Raw genomic sequence first — 18090 nt, forward strand, 5'->3', positions numbered from 1 at the left:
TCAGTCCGCCTTGCGCAGGTCTACGGCGATGGCGTTGGCAAAGAGCCAGACGCCGATGAAGCTGGCGAAGAAGAGGATGTCGCGCAGCGCGACCACCCCACGGGAGAAGGCGCCGAGCCGGTCCGTCACGGAGATGCCGCGCGCCGCCTCCGCCATCCAGGGCAGGTTGCGCGAGAGGAACTCCGTGACGATGGGCGAGCCGGCGGCGGCGAAGAGGAAGCAGGCCGCGACGCCGAGGACGAAGGCGATGACCTGGTTCTTCGTCAGCGCCGAGATGGCGGAGCCGATGGCGAGGTAGGCGCCCGCCACGAGCAGGCAGCCCAGGTAGCCCGCGGCGATGACGCCGTTGTCCGGGTTCCCCAGCACGTTGACGGTGACCACCAGCGGGAAGGTGAGGACCAGTGCGATGGCGCAGAAGGCCCATGCCGCGAGGAACTTGCCGAGCACGGCCTGCCACTGCGCGATGGGGAGGGTCAGCAGCAGCTCGATCGTGCCGAGCCGCCTCTCCTCCGCCCAGAGGCGCATGGTGATCGCGGGCACGAGGAAGAGGAACAGCCAGGGCACGAAGGCGAAGAAGGGCTGCAGGTCCGCCGTGCCGCGCGCGAAGAAGTTGCCGAGCGTGAAGGTGAGGGCGCCCGACATCACCAGGAAGATTACGATGAAGACGTAGGCGACGGGGGTGGCGAAATAGGAGGCCAGCTCCCGCCGCGCGACGGTTATCACGGCGCCCATCACGCGGCCTCCTGGGTGAGTTCGCGGAAGACGGTGTCGAGGTCCGGCCCACGGGCGGCCAGCGCCGCCGGGGTGGCGTCCGCCACGATGCGGCCACGGGCGATCACGATGGCCCGGGTGCAGATGGCGCCCACCTCCTCAAGGATATGGGTGGAGATGAGGATGGCCTTCTCCGGCGCCATCCGGGCGATGAGGTTGCGGACCTCGTGCTTCTGGTTGGGGTCCAACCCGTCCGTGGGCTCGTCCAGCACCAGAACGGGCGGATCGTGCAGTAGGGCCTGGGCGAGGCCGACGCGGCGCTTGAAGCCCTTGGAAAGCGTTTCGATGGGCTGGAGGCGGACCTCCTCCAGTTGGGTCATCCGCATGGCGTTGTGGACGCGATCCCCCGCCTCCGTCCCGCGATAGCCGCGGGCCCGGGCGGCGAAGAGGAGGAAGCCGGTAACGGTCATCTCCGGATAAGTGGGCGCGCCTTCCGGCAAGTAGCCGAGGTGGCGCCGGGCCTGGACGGGGCGTTCCGCCACATCGTCGCCCATGATGCGGGCGGTACCGGCGCTGGGCGTCACGAAGCCGGCGAGCATCTTCATGGTGGTGGACTTGCCGGCGCCGTTGGGGCCGAGAAAGCCCAGCACCTCGCCGGGATGGACGGTGAAGGAGAGGTCGTCCACCGCCGTGAAGGCGCCGAAGCGCTTGGTCAGGCGGTCGATCTCGATATGCGGCGCATCCACGGTGAGGTCCCCCAAGGCGGGGGACCGGGACGCCCCCGCGGGGCCGGGTTACGGCGGGCAGGGAAGGGGCGCAAGACCCCCGACCGTCACGGAAGATTACCCGGCAGCCAGCGGCTTCAGGCTCGGATCGTGGTCGAAGATGCCCAGCAGCAACCGCGCGGCTCGGCCCCGCTCCGTCCGGGACAGGTCCGGGTCCTTCTCCAGCAGCAGCTCCGCCTCCTGGTGCGCCACCCTCACCAGCCCGCCATGGCGCTGCGGGTCCGCGATGCGGCGGCCGATCTGCCCCGCCTGCCGCGTACCCAGCGCATCGCCGCCGCCGCGGTGGTCGAGGTCCGCGTCAGCGATGAGGAAGCCGTCCTCCGTGTCGCGGATGACGGAGAGGCGGCGCTTCTCGCCCTCCGCCAGATCGGCGGAGGGGAGAAGAAGGCAGTAGGACTGCGCGCTGCCCCGCCCGACCCGGCCGCGGAGCTGATGCAGGGCGGAGAGGCCGAAGCGCTCGGCCTGCTCGATGATCATGATCGTCGCCTCGGGCACGTCCACGCCTACCTCGACCACCGTGGTGGCCACGAGGAGCTGCGCGCGGCCGGCGGCGAAGTCGCCCAGCGCCGCCTCCCGCACCTCCAGGCTCTGGGCGCCGTGGGCCAGGCGGACCTTCTCCCCGAAGACTTCCTTCAGCCCGGCAAAGGTGGTTTCCGCGGCGACGTTGTCGTGCGCCTCGCCCTCCTCGATGGCGCGGACCACCCAGTAGGCGCGGTCCCCCTTCTCAAAGGCGCGGCGCAGGGCAGCCAGCACCTCGTCCCGCCGGTCGCGGGAGACGATGCGGGTGACGATGGGCTTGCGCCCGGCGGGGCGCCCCTCCAGGCGGGAGACGGCCATCTCGCCCCACTGGGTGAGGAGAAGGGTGCGCGGGATGGGGGTGGCGGTCATCACCAGCACGTCCGTCTCGCTGCCCTTCTCCGTCAGCATCAGCCGCTGGGCGACGCCGAAGCGGTGCTGCTCGTCCACCACCACGAGGGCGAGGTCGCGGAACTGCACCCCCTCCTGGAACAGGGCGTGGGTCCCGACGACGAGCGGCAGGGAGCCGTCGGCAAGGCGCCGCAGCACCCGGCTGCGCTCCTTTCCCTTCACGCTGCCTGCCAGCAGGGCGCACTCCACCCCGGCGGCCCCGGCCAGGCGCTGGAAGGTGCGGAGGTGCTGGCGGGCCAGGATCTCGGTCGGCGCCATGATGGCGGCCTGGGCCCCGGCCTCAACGGCGCGGACCATGGCCATGAGCGCCACCAGCGTCTTGCCGCTCCCCACGTCGCCCTGAAGCAGGCGCAGCATCCGGCGGGGGGCGGCGAGGTCGGCGTCGATTTCCGCAAGGGCATGGGCCTGGGCCGCGGTCGGCTCGTGCCCGAAGGCGGCCACTGCCCGCTCCCGAAGAGTGCCGTCGCCCAGCAGGGGGCGGCCCGGGCGTTCCAGCACGGCGCGGCGGACCAGGCCGATGGCGATCTGGCCCGCCAGGAGCTCATCATAGGCCAAGCGGTCGACAATTTCGGGCGGTGGCACCGCGACCGGGGCCTGCAGGAGTCGCAGCGCTTCCGCGAAGCCGGGCCAACGCCGCCGGCGGAGATGGGCGGCGTCCTGCCATTCCGCCAGTTCCGGCAGGCGGGCCAGGGCGCCTCCCATGGCCTTCGCCACGTCCCGCGGACCCAGCCCCTTCACCAGTGGCCAGACCGGCTGGACGGCGGGGATGGTATCCGGCGGCGAGACGAATTCCGGCGCGTCCATCTGCCACTTGGCCCCGTAGCGGCGCACGCGGCCCGAGACAGTGCGGGCCGCGCCCTCCGGGAAGGCACGGTGCAGCCAGGGGCCGACCCACTTCGCGCGAAGGAAGTAGACGAGGTCGAGCAGGGCACGCTCGCTGGTGGCCTTCACAACCCAGGGCTGGGAAGGGTTCCGGGGCGCGATCACCTCCTCGACCAGGAGGGGGACGGTGGCGATGTCGCCGTCCGCCGCATCGGCCAAGCGGGTGACGCGGCTGCGGTCCGTGTAGCGCTCGGGCAGATGGAGCAGCAGGTCCAGCACGCGCGGGCCGGCGGCGGCGGCCAGGTGGCGCGCGCGCCCGGCGGCCTCGGGCAGGCTCTCGATCGGGGCAAGAAGGGGGGCGAGGGGGTCTTGGGCTGGCATGATTCGCGCTGGCGGCTATATGGCACGCCACGAACGAATGCCGAACGGGCCTCCGCCATGGATCACGAACAGGACGAACTCTCCCCGCGCCGGCGGCGTTTGCTCTTCCGTGCCCGCCACCGCGGGACGAAGGAGACGGACCTGCTGATCGGGGGATTTGTGGCCGACCGCATCGCGAGCTTCTCCGATCAGGAGCTGGACGAGGTTGAGGAGCTGCTGGAGCTGCAGGACGCGGATCTGACGGACTGGCTGACGGGCCGCCGGCCAGTTCCGGCCGAGCTGCAGTCGCCCATGATGCTCCGGCTGATGGAGGCCAGCGCCGCCCCGGGCGCCGGGCTGCCGGATGGAATGCGGAATCAGGGGGCTCAGGACATCTGAATGGCGGGTCTCGAGGTTTACGGCGCCCCTGAGGGCTATGATGGCCTGCTCGTCGCCCGCCGCCGGGCGGAGGAGTCGGGCGGGGTCTTGCATGTCTGCCGGGACGACGCCCGGATGCAGCGCATGGCCGAGGCCCTGGCCTTCCTGGCCCCGGATGTGGAGGTCCTGACCTTCCCGGCGTGGGACTGCCTTCCCTACGACCGGGTCTCCCCGAACCCGGAGATCACGGCGGAGCGGGTGGCGACCCTGACCCGGCTGATGGAGGCGCCAGCCCGCCCGCGCATCCTGCTGACCACGGTGAACGCCCTGGTCCAGAAGGTGCCGCCCCGTGCGGTGTTCCAGGGCGCCACCCTGCGGATCGCCAAGGGCGGCCGCTGCGACCCGGAGAAGCTGACAGCCTTCCTGGAGGCCAACGGCTACGGCCGCGCCGGTACGGTGATGGAACCGGGTGAGTACGCCGTGCGCGGCGGCATCATCGACCTCTACCCGGCCGGGGAGCCGGATCCGGTGCGCCTGGACCTGTTCGGCGACGAGGTGGAGAGCCTGCGGCGCTTCGACCCGGGCACCCAGCGCTCGGGTGAAGCCATCAATGAGCTGTGGCTGCGGCCGATGGGCGAGGTGTTCCTCGACCCGGACTCGATTACACGCTTCCGCACGGAGTACCGCGACCTCTTCGGCCCGGCCGCCGGCGACGACCCGCTCTATGTCAGCATCTCGGCGGGGCAGCGGCACCCCGGGATGGAGCACTGGGCCGGGCTCTTCCACGAGAGCATGGAGACCCTGATCGACTATCTCGGCCCGGCCTCCACCAGCCTGGACCACCAGGCGGAGGACGCGCTGGATGCGCGGCTGGAAACCATCGAGGACCACTACGAGGCGCGCCGCCTGCCGCCGCGCGAGGGGGAGGTGCCCTACCGCCCCGCGCCGCCGCGCCGCCTCTACCTGGATCGCAAGGGTTGGGACCGGATGCTCTCCGGCGGGCCGATCCTGCGGTTCAACCCATTCGGCAAGCCGGAGGGCGGGGAAGGGGTCGAGGCCGGGGGCCGCCAGGGTCGCCTCTTCACCGAGGTGCGGCAGGCCGGGGGCAATGTGTTCGAGGCCTTCCATGAGCACGCCCGCGCCATGGCCGGGCAGGGGCGCCGGGTGGTGCTGGCCGGCTGGACCCGCGGTTCCCGGGAACGGCTGGGCAACCTGCTGCGGGAGCACAAGATCCCCAGCCAACTCGTCGAGCACTGGCCGGAGGTGCAGAAGCTGCCGCCGGGCGTGACCGGGCTGGCGATCTGGGGGCTGGAGCGCGGCTTCATCGGGGCACCGGGGGCCGACGGCGAGCCGGGCATCTCCGTCACCGGCGAGCAGGACCTGCTGGGCGACCGCATCGCGCGCCCGCCCCGCCGGCGCAAGCGCGCGGACCAGTTCATCGCGGACGCCACCGAGATCGAGGAAGGCGACCTCGTCGTCCATATCGACCACGGCATCGGGCGCTACGACGGGCTGCAGACGCTGGACGCCGGCGGCGCGCCGCATGACTGCCTGCGGCTGATCTACGATGGCGGGGACAAGCTCTTCTTGCCCGTGGAGAACATCGAGGTCCTGACGCGCTTCGGCAGCGATGCCGCGGGAGTCGCGCTCGACAAGCTCGGCGGCGTCTCCTGGCAGAACCGGAAGGCGAAGGCGAAGTCGCGCATCCAGGACATGGCGGCGCAGCTGATCCGCACCGCCGCCGAGCGCCAGACGCGGGAGGGCGTGATGGCCACCCCGCCCGAGGGTGCCTGGGACGAGTTCTGCGCGCGCTTCCCCTTCGCCGAGACGGAGGATCAGCTCCGCGCCATCTCCGACATCCTGGAGGACCTTTCCGCCGGCAAGCCGATGGATCGCCTCATCTGCGGCGATGTGGGCTTTGGCAAGACGGAGGTGGCGCTGCGCGCGGCCTTCGTAGTGGCGATGACGGGCGCGCAGGTGGCGGTTGTGGTTCCCACCACGCTCCTCTCCCGCCAGCACTTCCGCAACTTCTCCCGCCGGTTCGAGGGGCTGCCGGTGAAGGTGGCCCAGCTCTCCCGCATGGTGACGCCGAAGGAGCAGGCGGCGGTGAAGGCGGGGCTGAAGGACGGCACCGTCAACATCGTCGTCGGCACCCATGCCCTGCTGGCCAAGGGGGTGGAGTTCGCCGACCTCGGCCTGGTGATCGTGGACGAGGAGCAGCACTTCGGCGTGGCCCACAAGGAGCGGCTGAAGTCGCTCAAGGCCGACGTGCACGTGCTGACGCTGACGGCCACGCCGATCCCGCGGACGCTCCAGCTCGCCCTCTCCGGCGTGCGGGAGATGAGCGTGATCGCGACGCCGCCGGTGGACCGCCTGGCGGTGCGCACCTTCATCATGCCCTGGGATTCCGTGGTGATCAGGGAGGCGATCCAGCGCGAGCGCTTCCGCGGCGGGCAGGTTTTCTGCGTGGTGCCGCGCCTGGAGGACCTGCCGAAGGTCGCGACCCGACTCGCGGAGATCGTGCCTGAGGTGCGGATCGCCCAGGCGCATGGCCGTCTCTCCGCCACCGAGCTCGAGAAGGTCATGACCGAGTTCGGCGACGGCAAGTACGACATCCTCCTCTCCACTAATATCGTGGAGAGCGGGCTGGACATGCCGGCGGTGAACACGCTGCTGATCCACCGCGCCGATATGTTCGGGCTGGCGGGGCTGTATCAGCTGCGCGGGCGCGTCGGGCGCGGGAAGCTGCGCGGCTACGCTTACTTCACCTGGCCGCAGTCGCACCGCCTTTCGGCGGCCGCGCAGAAGCGGCTGGAGGTGATGCAGACGCTGGATAATCTCGGCGCCGGCTTCACCCTGGCCTCCCACGACCTGGATATCCGCGGCGCCGGCAACCTGCTGGGCGACGAGCAGTCCGGCCATGTACGGGAGGTCGGCATAGAGCTCTACCAGCAGATGCTGGAGGACGCGGTGCAGGACATCCGCAACCGCCAGCGGGGCAAGGGCCAGAAGGGCGAGGCGCCGGACCGGGAGTGGACGCCGAACATCAACCTCGGCCTGCCCGTGCTGATCCCCGAGGACTACGTGCGCGACCTGCCGGTGCGCCTCGGCCTCTACCGCCGCATCAGCGGGCTGGCGAGCGAGGCGGAGATCGAGGCGATGGCGGCCGAGATGGCCGACCGCTTCGGCCCGGTGCCGGAGGAGGTGGAGAACCTGCTGCAGGTCGTCTCCATCAAGCGCATGTGCCGGGAGGCCGGGGTGGAGAAGTTAGATGCCGGGCCGAAGGGCATCGTGCTCTCGTTCCGGCGCAACCAGTTCGTGAACCCCGGCGGGCTGGCGAACTGGGTGGTGTCGCAGAAGGGGGCAGTGAAGCTGCGGCCGGACCACAAGCTGGCGGTGGTGCGGGAGATGCAGCTGCCCCAGCGCGTGAAGGTGGCGCGCGAGATTCTGCAGGCGCTGCTGCGCGTGGCGGGCGAGGCGAAGGCGGCCTAAGCCCGCGCCCGCCGCGCCCTACGCGATCTCGCGGACCAGCTTCGCGCGCAGGGCGCGCGCGAAGTCGGCTCGGCTGTCGGCGGTCATGACGAAGGCGCCGTCGCCGGCAATCACGGTTTCATCGTAGGTCCGGGTCAGCCCGGGCCGGCCGCCCTCTATGGCCAGGGCGTTCACCACGATGCCCTGCGCGGCGGCCGCCTGCCGGGCGACCTCGATCGGGTTGATGCTCCGCATGTCCGGGGCGTCGCCGGACAGGTCTATGACCCGCTCCCGCGCCGCCCAGGGCGCGGCGGCGATGAGGGCGGCGGCATGGTCCACCGCGTCGCCGATGGCATTCCAGGACTGGCGGGAACGCGGCGCGTCCATCACGGCGCGCGCGAGCGCCCTGGCGTCGCCGCTGCCGGAGACGCGATGCCAGCCCACCACAGTGGCGGCGCCGCCTGGGGCGCCCCATTCCACCATGGCAACGCCGATCGCGGCGCGGGGGCCGGAGGAGATAGCGGAGAGGACGGCCGGATGGGCCAGGGCCTCGGCGCAGCCTTCGCGCTGAAGGCGGAACTCGTCCGCGTCGATGCTGCCGGACGCGTCGACGGCAAGCACGAGGAGGAGGTCCACCGCGCCTTCCTGCGCGGCGGCGGCCCCGGCGGCGAGGGCGGGCGGGACCAGCAGGGCGGCGCGGCGCCCGAGGCCGGGCGGGCTCAAGCGGCCTCGGCCAGGGCGACGTCGAGCAGCCGCTGGAGCACCTCCGGCTCCTGCGCACCGGCGATGGCGTGGCGCCCCGCAATGACGAAGCAGGGGACGCCGTTGATGCCTAGCCGGTGCGCCCGGAGGTTCTCCGCCCCCACCACCTCCACCTCCGCATCGCCGGCCAGGAAGCGCCGGGTGGCGGCGCGGTCCAGCCCGGCCAGCGCGGCGATGCCGGCGAGGGTCGCGTGGTCCGCGATGTCCGCGCCCTCCGCGAAGTGAGCGAGGAAGAGGCGGTCCACCACTTCTTCGGCCACGCCCCGCCGGGCGGCGAGGCGCACCAGCCGGTGCGCGTCCAGGGAGGGCGGGGTCCGGTGGATCAGGTCGAAGCGGAAGGGCACGCCCTCGGCCCGGCCCATCTCGGTCAGGGTGGCGTGAAGGCGGCGGGTGCGGTCCGCGCCGCCCGGGCGGCGGGCAAAGGGGTCGCGGCCGGCCGGCTGCTCCGGGTTGAGGAGGAAGGGCCGCCAGATCAGGTCCACCGCCAGCTCCGGCCGGGCGCGAAGGGCCCGGCGCAAGCGGCGCGTGCCGAGGAAGCACCAGGGGCAGACGAGGTCGAAGACGACCTCGATGGCCAGCCGGGCACGGGGCGGGGTGAGCGCGTTCACCGGGCGTGTTTAGCGCGCGGGGCAGGGGCCGGGCCAGTGTTACGGCGGCCCATGTCGCAACGGCGCGTGGTGCAGCGACTCACCGCGCGCTCATGACGCCGACCTGGCGGCACATCTCCAGCAGCAGGCAGGTCGAGCAGTGCGGGCGCTCCCCCGTGCAGACGAACTTGCCGAAGGGAACCAGGCGCTCGTTGATCTCGATCCAGTAGGGGCGGGGGAGGACCTTCTCCAGCGCCGCCATGCTGCGCTCCGGCGTGGTGGTGGCGATGATGCCCCAGCGGTTGGCGATGCGGTGGACATGGATGTCCACGGCGATGACCGGGTGGTCGAAGGCCACGCCGAGGGTGAGGGCGGCGATCTTCGGGCCGACGCCGCGGAAGGCGGTCAGGCCCTCCATCGTGTCCGGCACGGTGCCGCCGTGCTCCTCCAGGATGCGGCGGGACAGGGCGAGGATGTCGCGCGCCTTGGGCTCCGGGAAGGTTGCGCCGTGGAGGAGGCCGATGAGGGTATCCTCGTCCAGCGCGATCATCGTCGCCGGGGTGCGGGCGGTCTCGAAGAGCCGCAGGCAGACCTGCATCGTCGTCTCGTCCCGCGTTCGGGCGGAGATGAGGCTGGCTACGAGCTGCTCGAACGGGGAGCCGTGGCCGCGGTCCCGCAGGTCGAACATCGCGGCCTTGGGCCGGTCGGCGAGCATCATCCGCAGGCGGCGGAAGGCCTCGTCGAAGTCAAAGGGGGCCTTTTCCGGGCGGTCCCGGGCCGGGGCGGGCTGGGTTCTTGCGTGGGGAACGGCGTTCGGCATCCCCGGGAAACGCGCCATGCCCTGCGGGGCTGCCCAGCCCGGGATGTGGAGTGGCGGACAGGGTGGGATTCGAACCCACGGTGGGGTTGCCCCCACGCCGGTTTTCAAGACCGGAGCAATCGACCGCTCTGCCACCTGTCCGGGCCGCTCCTCCGGTTACACCGGGAGGGCCCGGGAGGGAACCGGGCCGGCGAACGGCCTGTTCCGTTGGGCACGGCTCCGTCATCGCGGGAGTGCGGCTCCGCCGTTGCCCCGGGCGGTCGGAAATGCCACTTAGCCGCGCATGAACCGCCCCGGCCGCCGGTCCGTCCTCGCCCTTCCCCTCCTTGCCCTGGCCGTGCCGGCCCGGGCTCAGCAGATAGGCTGGGATGCCTTTCTGGATGGCTTGCGCGCGGATGCGCGCCGGGCGGGCATCTCGAACAACACGATCCAGCGGGCGCTGGGCAACATCCGGCCGATCGACCGCGTGATCGAGCTGGACCGCCGCCAGCCCGAGGGGACCATGACCTGGGAGCGGTACCGGGAGCTGATCGTCTCCCAGACGCGGATCGACAACGGGCGCCGGGCCTTCGCCGAGAACCGGGCGCTGCTGCAGTCGCTGGAGGACCGGTTCCGCGTGCCCGCCCGGGTGATGGTCGCCATCTGGGGGATGGAGACGAGCTATGGCACGAACATGGGCAGCTTCAACGTGGTGAACGCCCTGGCCACCCTCGTCTGGGATGGGCGGCGGGAGCGCACCATGCGGCCGCAGCTGATGGCCGCGCTGCGCATCATCGATGCCGGGAACATCGCGCCGGAAGGGATGCGCGGCTCCTGGTCCGGTGCCATGGGGCACCCGCAATTCATGCCGCAGAGCTACGAGCAGTACGCCGTGGACGCCGACGGGGACGGGCGCAAGGACATCTGGAACAGCAAGGCGGACGCGCTCGGCTCCATCGGCAACTATCTTTCACGCTTCGGGTGGCGGATGGATGAGCGCTGGGGGCGGGAGGTCGTGCTGCCAGCGAGCTTCGATCCCTACTCGGCCACCCCTGACCGTTCGCTTCCGCTGCGGGACTGGGCACGGCAGGGGCTGACCAATGCGGACGGAACCCCCATCCAGCCCTCGGACATGACGGCGGCGGTCGTCGTGCCCGGCGCGAAGGAGGGCAATGCGCAGGCCTTCCTGGTGTACCGGAACTGGAGCGTGATTCGGCGCTACAACAACAGCGTGTACTACGCGACGGCGGTGGGCATGCTCTCCGACCGGGTGGCGTGACCCGCGCCGGCGCCCTTCTCGCCCTGCTGGTCCTCGGCGGGTGCTGGAAGCCGGAAGAGCCTTCCCCGCCCGCATCGGAGGCGCGCTATTCCCTGGGCGAGCCCTATCGGCTGGGGAATCTCTGGTTCTATCCGCGCGAGGATTTCGGGCTAGTGGAGACAGGGCTGGCGACCGTGGCCGGGGACGCCCGTGCGGGGCGACGCACGGCCGACGGGGAGATCTATGACCCGGCAGCGCTGAACGCGGCGCACCGCACGCTGCAGCTCCCCGCCATTGTCACCGTGACGAACCTGGAGAACGGGCGCAGCTTGGCGGTGCGGGTGAACGACCGCGGCCCGGCGGATCCGGGGCGTGTGATCGAGCTTTCCCGCCGCGCGGCGGAGCTCCTGGGCATCGCGCCAGGCCGACCGGCGCAGGTGCGGGTTGCCGTGGATGGGAATCTCTCGCGGGCGCTGGCCTCGGGGCTGCCAGCCCCGGAGGGGAGCCGGCCGGCCATCGCCGCGGCGCCGACGGCGGCGGTGGAACGGGAAGCCCTGGCGCCAATCGCGGGCGCCCGGCAGGCGGATCGGGTCCGCGAGGGGCGCGGGCCCCTGGTGCAGGCGGCTGCCGCATCGGAGCGCGCGGCGGAGCCGGTGGTGCTGGACGAGCGCGTCGTGCAGGGGCCGGCCTTGCCGGGCCGGCTCTTCGTGCAGGGCAGCAGCTTCACGAACCGCACGGCGGCCTCCCGGCAGGCCGCGCGGATGGGAGGGGCCCAGGTGGAGGCCACCGGCACCGCGCGGCAGCAGGAGTGGCGCGTGCGGCTCGGGCCCTTCGCCAGCCCCGCCGAGGCGGATCGGGCGCTGGACGGGGCGCTGCGGGGCGGCGTGACCGAGGCGCGGATCGTGGTCGATTAGGCTGCCCGCGGGCGGTTCCTAACAAAATGGATGAGGGCCGGCCGCTTTTCCTCTAGGAAATCGCGGTCTAGCAGGGGTTGCCGCGCCGGGTTGGGCGCCGCGAGAACGGGGGGCATGGGGATGCCGAAGCGTCGGGACGTGATCGGGGCGGTGACCGCGATCGGGCTTTTTGGCAGCGAGGCGCACGCGCAGGCGCGGGCACCTTCGCGCGCCTCCCGCGCGCCGGCGGCGCCGGCGGGGACGCCCGCCACCACCCCGCTGGGGCCGGTGGACACGCTGGGCCGGCAGGTGCTGATCATCGACGCCGACACGGGCGCGACCCTGCTGGAGAAAAGCGCGGACGAGCGGATGACGCCGTCCTCCATGTCCAAGCTGATGACGGCCTATGTCGTCTTCGACCTGCTGAAGCAGGGCCGGCTGAAGATGGACCAGGAGCTGCCGGTCAGCGAGCGCGCCTGGCGCATGGGCGGCAGCAAGATGTTCGTGCAGATCAACTCCTCCGTGAAGGTGGACGACCTTCTCCATGGGGTGATCATCCAGTCCGGCAACGACGCCTGCGTGGTGCTGGCCGAGGGGATCTCGGGCAGCGAGGCCCAGTTCGCGGAGCTGATGAACGACTACGCCAAGCGGCTGGAACTGACGAACAGCACCTTCCGCAACGCCACGGGCTGGCCGGACCCGGAGCACAAGATGACCTGCCGCGACCTGGCGTCGCTGGCTGCGCACATCGTCAAGGACTTCCCGGAATACTTCCCGATCTACAGCCAGCGCAGCTTCCGCTGGAACGAGATCAACCAGGAGAACCGCAACCCGCTCCTCGGCCGCGTGGCCGGGGCGGACGGGATGAAGACGGGGCACACCGACGAGGCGGGCTACGGGCTGGTCGGCACGGTGAAGCGGGGCGAGCGGCGCCTGATCCTCGTCATCAACGGCCTGCCCAGCATGGCCTCCCGGCGGGAGGAGGCGGAGCGGCTGATGGAATGGGGGTTCCGGGAATTCGAGAACGTCTCCCTCTTCCGCGCCTCCGACACGATCGAGGAAGCGCCGGTCTATCTCGGGGAGCAGCTGAAGGTGCCGCTGGTGGGCGGGCGCGACGTGCTGCTGACCCTGCCGCGCCAGTGGCGGCGCAACCTGCAGGTGAAGGTGCGCTACGACAGCCCCGTGCCCGCGCCCGTCGCCAAGGGGCAGGAACTGGGCAAGCTGGAGGTCTCCGGCGCCGGCGTGCCGCCGATGACGGTGCCGCTGCTGGCCGGGGCGGACGTGGCGAAGCTGGGGCTGATCCCCCGCATCCCGGCGGTGCTCGGGCGGATGATCAGTGGCGCCTGAGGCGCCGCCTGGGCGGGGCCGGTTCATCACGCTGGAGGGCGGCGAGGGGGCGGGGAAGACCACCCTCTCCCGCGCTCTTGCGGGCGCGCTGGCCGGGGCCGGGCTGCCCGTGCTGCGCACCCGCGAACCCGGTGGCGCGCCGGGGGCGGAGGCGGTGCGCGGGCTGATCCTCGGCCAGGGGCCGTGGGATCCCGTGGCGGAGGCCATGCTGCACTTCGCGGCACGGCGGGAGCACGTGGCGCGCACCATCGCGCCCGCGCTCGAGGCGGGGATCTGGGTGGTCTGCGACCGCTTTGCCGACAGCACCCTGGCCTACCAGGGCGCGGGGCAAGGGCTTTCCCGCGAGACCTGGGAACGGCTCTGCGATCTGTCCCTCGGGGCGTTGCGGCCGGAGCTGACCCTTGTGCTGGACCTGCCGCCCGAGCGCGGAATGGGGCGGGCCCTGAGCCGGGGCGACGCCAACCGCTACGAGATGCAGGGCGCCGATTTTCACGCGCGGGTGCGGGCGGGGTTCCTGGGCATCGCCGGGGAGGAGCCAGGGCGCTGCGCCGTGCTGGATGCCGCCGCCCCCCCGGGCGCGGTGCTGGCCGCTGCGCTGGAGGCCGTGCGCGAACGGCTGGGAGGGGTGGCTTGAGCCTTCCGCCCGAGCCCCGCGCCAATCCCGCGCTTTACGGGCACGACCACACCGCCGGGGCGCTGCGCGAGTCGGCGCTCTCCGGCCGGATGCACCACGGCTGGATGTTCACCGGGCCGCAGGGGGTGGGGAAGGCGACGCTGGCCTGGCGCTACGCCCGTTGGATGCTCGCGGGAATGCCTCCCGGATTGCCGGCGGGGGAGGCGCCACTCTTCGTGCCGCCTGCCGACCCGCTCTTCGCTCGGGTTGCCGCGGGGGCGCATGCCGACCTGCGCTCTCTTTCGCCGAATACCGGGGAAAAGGGGAAGAAGGTCATCATACGCGTGGAGGAGGTGCGGGAGCTGACGCGCTTCCTTGCCATGACGCCGGCCGAGGGTGGTTGGCGAGTCGTGGTGGTCGAGGAGATGGAGGCGATGAATGAGCAGGCACAGAACGCCCTGCTCAAGACGCTGGAGGAGCCGCCGCCGCGCGCCGTGCTGGTTCTGACAGCCTCGGCGCCGGACCGCCTGCTGCCGACCATCCGTAGCCGGATCCGCCGCCTGGACCTCTTCCCGCTGCAGGCCGGGGCAATGGACACGGTCCTGGCCCGCTGGCTGCCTGACATGTCCGGTGATGACCGGGCTGCCTTGGCCGGGCTAGCGGCAGGGAGTCCGGGGCGGGCGCTCTCCCTGGTGGAGGGAGAGGGGCTGGCCATGGCGCGGGAAGTGGAGGGGTTCCTGGCCCGCCTGCCGCGGCCGGACGCGCGGGAGCTGCACGCCCTGGCCGACCGGCTGACCTCCAGGCGGGACGGCGGTGCCTTCAACACCTTCTTCGCCCTGCTGCGGGACACGATCGCGGGCGCCCTGCGCCGTGCGGCGCGCGGGGAGGAGATGGCGCCCTGGCTGGCCGGGCGCGGCCTTGCCGAGTGGGCGGGGCTGTGGGACATGCTCGGCCGGCTGGCCGACGAGACCGACGCGCTCAACCTGGACCGCAGGCAGGCGGTGCTGACCGGTCTCTCGCGGCTCTCCGTTTAGCGGGGGCCGGATCGCGCCGGCAGGTATCGAGGCGCGGGATCCGACGATGAGCGAGGCTTGGGCTGGCGACGGGAAGCGGTTCTTCCTGACGACGCCGATCTACTACCTGAACGGCCAGCCGCATATCGGCCACGCCTACACCTCCATCGCGGCCGATGTGCTGGCGCGGTGGAAGCGGCTGGCGGGGCACGAGGTGTTCTTCCTGACCGGCACGGACGAGCACGGGCAGAAGGTGGCGCAGGCCGCCGCCGCCGCGGGCGTCTCGCCGCAGCAGTTCACCGACGACCTGGCGGCCGATTTCCGGGGCATGGCCGAGAAGATCGGCATCTCCTTCGACGACTTCATCCGCACCACGGAGGCGCGGCACAAGGCGGCCTGCCAGGCGCTGTGGAAGAAGCTGGCGGATGCCGGGCAGATCTATCTCGGCCATTACGAGGGCTGGTACGCGGTGCGCGATGAGGCCTTCTACGGTGAGGACGAGATTGAGGAGCGCGACGGCAAGAAGGTGGCCATCGCCTCCGGTGCGCCGGTGGAGTGGACGCGCGAGCCCTCCTACTTCTTCCGGCTCTCCGAATGGACGGACCGGCTGCTGGCCTTCTACGAGGCCAATCCCGACTTCATGGCGCCGATCAGCACGCAGCGGGAGGTCACAGCGTTCGTGCGCGCGGGGCTGCAGGACCTCTCGGTTTCCCGCACCTCCTTCACCTGGGGTGTGCCGGTGCCGGGGGATGATGCCCATGTTATGTATGTGTGGCTGGACGCGCTGACGAACTACATTACGGCACTGGGGTATCCTGATACCTCATTGGCGAAGTGGGATTTCTGGCCGGCGAACGTCCACATGGTCGGCAAGGAGATCACGCGCTTCCACTGCGTGTACTGGCCGGCCTTCCTGATGGCGGCGGGGCTGGAACCGCCGAAGCGTGTCTACGCGAACGGCTGGCTGACGATCGAGGGACAGAAAATGTCCAAGTCCCTCGGGAACGGGCTGGACCCGCTGCTGCTGGCCGAGGAGTTCGGGCTGGATCCGCTGCGCTACTACCTGCTGCGCGAGGTGCCCTTCGGGAACGACGGCGACTTCTCCCGCCGGGCGGTGATCGGGCGGCTGAACAGCGAGCTTGCGAACGACCTCGGTAACCTGGCGAACCGCGTCCTCTCGCTGATCGTAAAGAATTGCGAGGGGCGGCTACCCGCGCTGACGCCGCCGACCGATGCGGACCGCGCACTGCTCGGGCCTGTGGAGGCGCTGCCGGGGCAGGTGGACGAGGCCATCTCCCGCCAAGCCTTCGGCGAGGCGCTGGAGCGGATCTGGGTCGTGGTGCGGCTCGGGAATTCCTGGATCGACGGGCAAAAGCCCTGGGCACTGCGCAAGACGGATCCGGAGCGGATGGCGGCGGTTCTGCGGAGCCTGCACACGGCGCTGCGGACCCTGGCGACGGTTCTCCAGCCCTTCATGCCCGGGACGATGGGGGCGATGCTGGACCAGCTTGGCGTGGGGCAGGGGGCCAGGGCCCTCTCCGACCTCTCGGCTCCGCTCGCCGAGGGAACTGAGCTGCCGGCGCCCGTGCCGCTGTTCCGCAAGATCGAAGAGACGGCGTGAATGCTCGTCGATAGCCACTGCCACCTGGACTACTACTCCGAGGAGGAGATCGAGGGCATCGTCGCCCGCGCGCTGGAGGCCGGGGTCGGGCGGCTGGTGACGATCGGGACGACGGCGGCGCAGGCCACGGCGGTGAAGGCGCTGACGGAGCGCTTCCCGCAGGTCTGGGGGACGGTGGGGGTTCATCCGCTGCACGCCGCCGAGGCGCCGATTCCGACGGTGGAGGAGATCGTCACCCTGGCGGACCATCCCCGGATCATCGGGATCGGCGAGTCGGGCCTCGACTACTTCTACGACACCTCGCCGCACGACGTGCAGCGGGAGAGCTTCCGGCGGCACATCCGGGCCTGCCAGAGGACCGGCCTGCCGCTGGCCATCCACGCGCGGGATGCGGATGACGACATCGCAACGATCCTGACGGAGGAGCGCGAGGCGGGTGGAGGGTTCCCGGCGCTGCTGCACTGCTTTTCCTCCACCCGGAAGTTGGCCGAGACGGTGGTGGCGTATGGCGGATACGTGTCGCTCTCCGGCATCCTGACTTTCCCGAAGAGCGGGGAGCTGCGCGACATCGTGGCGGACCTGCCCGAGGACCGGCTCCTCGTCGAGACGGACAGCCCCTATCTGGCGCCGGTGCCCAAGCGCGGGAAGCGGAACGAACCGGCCTGGGTGGCGCATACGGCGGCCGTCTTGGCAAAGCTGCGGGGCTGGGAGGTGGCGAAGGCGGTGGAGATCACCACGGCAAACTTCGAGCGCCTATTCACCAGATGCCGGTAGAGCATTGTCTTTGCTGAAAATCACCGTCCTGGGCTGCGGTGGGTCCAGCGGGGTGCCGCTGCTGGGTGGGCCGGACGGCCGCGGCGTCTGGGGAGCATGTGATCCGGCGGAGCCGCGAAACCGGAGGACGCGCTCCAGCATCGCCGTGCAGGCGCCTGATGGTACAACTCTTCTCGTCGATGCGGGGCCGGACCTTCGGGCCCAGCTTCTGGCCAGCGGGATCGGCCGGGTGGATGCAGTGCTGCTGACCCATCCCCATGCCGACCACGTGCTGGGTATGGACGAGTTGCGGATCATGAACCGCATCATGGGCCGGGCACTGCCGCTTTATGCCACGGCGGAGACACTGGGTGAGGTGACCCGGCGGTTCGACTACGCTTTCCGCGGGGCGACGCCCGGGTTCTTCCGGCCGGCGCTGGACGCGATACCGGTGCGGCCTGGCGACACGGTGGAAATGGCCGGCTTCCAGGTTCGGCTATTCCGACAGGACCACAAGGTGATGGACACGCTGGGGCTTCGCATCGGCGGCTTCGGCTACTCGACCGATGTGGTGGAGATGCCGGAGGCCGGGTTCGAGGCCCTGGCGGGCGTGCGGGATTGGATGGTCGGCTGCTTTCAACGGCCACCGCATCCCGTGCACGCGCATGTCGAGAAGGCGGTGGCCTGGTCGCGCCGGATCGGCGCGGCGAGGACCGTGCTGACGCATATGGGACCTGACCTGGATTGGGACTGGATGCGGGAAAACCTGCCGCGAGGCGTCGAGGCCGGGTACGACGGGATGGTGCTGGAGGTCGGCTGATGACGCCTGCATTTTACATAATCTACATTATGCACCTTATGGGTGTAGGCGCAAAGCTAAAGTGTCACCCTTAGGCAAAGCAGAAATGTCAGCCTCCGCCAAGGTGAGCTTGGGATGTGGAGGCGGCGGTGGGCTGGGTGGCCATGAGTGAACGAGAACTGCGCCGGGCT

The 18090-nt window shown here is 71.1% G+C and carries 16 protein-coding genes and 1 tRNA gene; 10 read left to right on the plus strand and 7 right to left on the minus strand.

Going from position 1 to position 18090, the window contains the following annotated elements; genetic code table 11:
- The 3 genes from NRP21_RS05040 to recG form a co-directional block, all read right to left on the minus strand.
- Positions 1-732, minus strand: a complete 732-nt coding sequence (locus tag NRP21_RS05040; RefSeq protein ID WP_257715079.1) for an ABC transporter permease — start codon at positions 730-732, stop codon at positions 1-3.
- Entirely contained in the window at positions 732-1472 is a 741-nt protein-coding gene (locus tag NRP21_RS05045; RefSeq protein ID WP_257715080.1) for an ABC transporter ATP-binding protein, read from the minus strand. Before NRP21_RS05045 ends, NRP21_RS05040 begins: the two co-directional genes overlap by 1 nt.
- An 81-nt stretch (positions 1473-1553) precedes the next feature.
- Positions 1554-3626 carry an ATP-dependent DNA helicase RecG gene (gene recG, locus NRP21_RS05050; protein ID WP_257715081.1) on the minus strand — a complete coding sequence of 691 codons (2073 nt, stop codon included), beginning with the start codon at positions 3624-3626 and terminating at the stop codon, positions 1554-1556.
- 57 nt (positions 3627-3683) lie between these two features.
- On the opposite strand from recG, the gene NRP21_RS05055 reads away from it, so the two are divergent.
- Both NRP21_RS05055 and mfd read left to right on the plus strand, forming a co-directional pair.
- Positions 3684-4004: an FAD assembly factor SdhE gene (locus NRP21_RS05055; RefSeq protein WP_257715082.1), complete on the plus strand. Its 321-nt coding sequence runs from the start codon at positions 3684-3686 to the stop codon at positions 4002-4004.
- Entirely contained in the window at positions 4005-7475 is a 3471-nt protein-coding gene (gene mfd / locus NRP21_RS05060; protein WP_257715083.1) for a transcription-repair coupling factor, read from the plus strand.
- Positions 7476-7493: 18 nt separating this feature from the next.
- Here mfd and NRP21_RS05065 read toward each other — a convergent pair whose 3' ends face one another.
- The 4 genes from NRP21_RS05065 to NRP21_RS05080 all read right to left on the minus strand — a co-directional run bounded on the left by NRP21_RS05065 (position 7494) and on the right by NRP21_RS05080 (position 9764).
- Entirely contained in the window at positions 7494-8177 is a 684-nt protein-coding gene (locus NRP21_RS05065) for a DUF1194 domain-containing protein (RefSeq protein ID WP_257715084.1), read from the minus strand.
- Entirely contained in the window at positions 8174-8824 is a 651-nt protein-coding gene (locus NRP21_RS05070; RefSeq protein WP_257715085.1) for a DsbA family oxidoreductase, read from the minus strand. The genes NRP21_RS05065 and NRP21_RS05070 overlap by 4 nt, the downstream gene beginning before the upstream one ends.
- A 79-nt stretch (positions 8825-8903) precedes the next feature.
- Positions 8904-9641 (minus strand): endonuclease III domain-containing protein, encoded by a 738-nt coding sequence (locus NRP21_RS05075; RefSeq protein WP_257715086.1) that lies wholly within the window; start codon positions 9639-9641, stop codon positions 8904-8906.
- 33 nt (positions 9642-9674) lie between these two features.
- Positions 9675-9764: transfer RNA gene (locus NRP21_RS05080), tRNA-Ser, on the minus strand.
- Positions 9765-9906: 142 nt separating this feature from the next.
- Between NRP21_RS05080 and NRP21_RS05085 the strand changes: the two genes are divergently transcribed.
- From NRP21_RS05085 to NRP21_RS05120, 8 genes are all read left to right on the plus strand, one after another.
- Positions 9907-10881: a lytic murein transglycosylase gene (locus tag NRP21_RS05085; protein ID WP_257715087.1), complete on the plus strand. Its 975-nt coding sequence runs from the start codon at positions 9907-9909 to the stop codon at positions 10879-10881.
- On the plus strand, positions 10878-11774 hold the full coding sequence (locus NRP21_RS05090) for a septal ring lytic transglycosylase RlpA family protein (RefSeq protein ID WP_257715088.1): 897 nt from the start codon (positions 10878-10880) through the stop codon (positions 11772-11774). The genes NRP21_RS05085 and NRP21_RS05090 overlap by 4 nt, the downstream gene beginning before the upstream one ends.
- Before the next feature lie 120 nt (positions 11775-11894).
- Entirely contained in the window at positions 11895-13100 is a 1206-nt protein-coding gene (locus NRP21_RS05095) for a D-alanyl-D-alanine carboxypeptidase family protein (protein WP_257715089.1), read from the plus strand.
- Positions 13090-13734 (plus strand): dTMP kinase, encoded by a 645-nt coding sequence (gene tmk / locus NRP21_RS05100; RefSeq protein ID WP_257715090.1) that lies wholly within the window; start codon positions 13090-13092, stop codon positions 13732-13734. Before NRP21_RS05095 ends, tmk begins: the two co-directional genes overlap by 11 nt.
- Positions 13731-14747 carry a DNA polymerase III subunit delta' gene (locus tag NRP21_RS05105; protein ID WP_257715091.1) on the plus strand — a complete coding sequence of 339 codons (1017 nt, stop codon included), beginning with the start codon at positions 13731-13733 and terminating at the stop codon, positions 14745-14747. The genes tmk and NRP21_RS05105 overlap by 4 nt, the downstream gene beginning before the upstream one ends.
- Before the next feature lie 46 nt (positions 14748-14793).
- Positions 14794-16347: a methionine--tRNA ligase gene (gene metG, locus NRP21_RS05110; RefSeq protein WP_257715092.1), complete on the plus strand. Its 1554-nt coding sequence runs from the start codon at positions 14794-14796 to the stop codon at positions 16345-16347.
- Positions 16348-17121, plus strand: a complete 774-nt coding sequence (locus NRP21_RS05115; protein WP_257715093.1) for a TatD family hydrolase — start codon at positions 16348-16350, stop codon at positions 17119-17121.
- A gap of 13 nt (positions 17122-17134) precedes the next feature.
- Positions 17135-17920, plus strand: coding sequence for an MBL fold metallo-hydrolase (locus NRP21_RS05120; protein ID WP_257715107.1), 786 nt, complete (start codon positions 17135-17137; stop codon positions 17918-17920).
- Positions 17921-18090 lie beyond the last annotated feature (170 nt).

The organism is Roseomonas populi, from assembly GCF_024594815.1.
Taxonomy (GTDB): domain Bacteria; phylum Pseudomonadota; class Alphaproteobacteria; order Acetobacterales; family Acetobacteraceae; genus Roseomonas; species Roseomonas populi.

Bases quoted from the DNA above. Each gene is read 5' to 3' on its own strand.
- NRP21_RS05075 (WP_257715086.1), bottom strand. From the start codon at position 9,641: ATGGCGCGTTTCCCGGGGATGCCGAACGCCGTTCCCCACGCAAGAACC.
- NRP21_RS05115 (WP_257715093.1), top strand. From the start codon at position 16,348: ATGCTCGTCGATAGCCACTGCCACCTGGACTACTACTCCGAGGAGGAG.
- NRP21_RS05040 (WP_257715079.1), bottom strand. From the start codon at position 732: ATGGGCGCCGTGATAACCGTCGCGCGGCGGGAGCTGGCCTCCTATTTC.
- NRP21_RS05055 (WP_257715082.1), top strand. From the start codon at position 3,684: ATGGATCACGAACAGGACGAACTCTCCCCGCGCCGGCGGCGTTTGCTC.
- metG (WP_257715092.1), top strand. From the start codon at position 14,794: ATGAGCGAGGCTTGGGCTGGCGACGGGAAGCGGTTCTTCCTGACGACG.
- NRP21_RS05085 (WP_257715087.1), top strand. From the start codon at position 9,907: ATGAACCGCCCCGGCCGCCGGTCCGTCCTCGCCCTTCCCCTCCTTGCC.
- recG (WP_257715081.1), bottom strand. From the start codon at position 3,626: ATGCCAGCCCAAGACCCCCTCGCCCCCCTTCTTGCCCCGATCGAGAGC.
- mfd (WP_257715083.1), top strand. From the start codon at position 4,005: ATGGCGGGTCTCGAGGTTTACGGCGCCCCTGAGGGCTATGATGGCCTG.
- NRP21_RS05095 (WP_257715089.1), top strand. From the start codon at position 11,895: ATGCCGAAGCGTCGGGACGTGATCGGGGCGGTGACCGCGATCGGGCTT.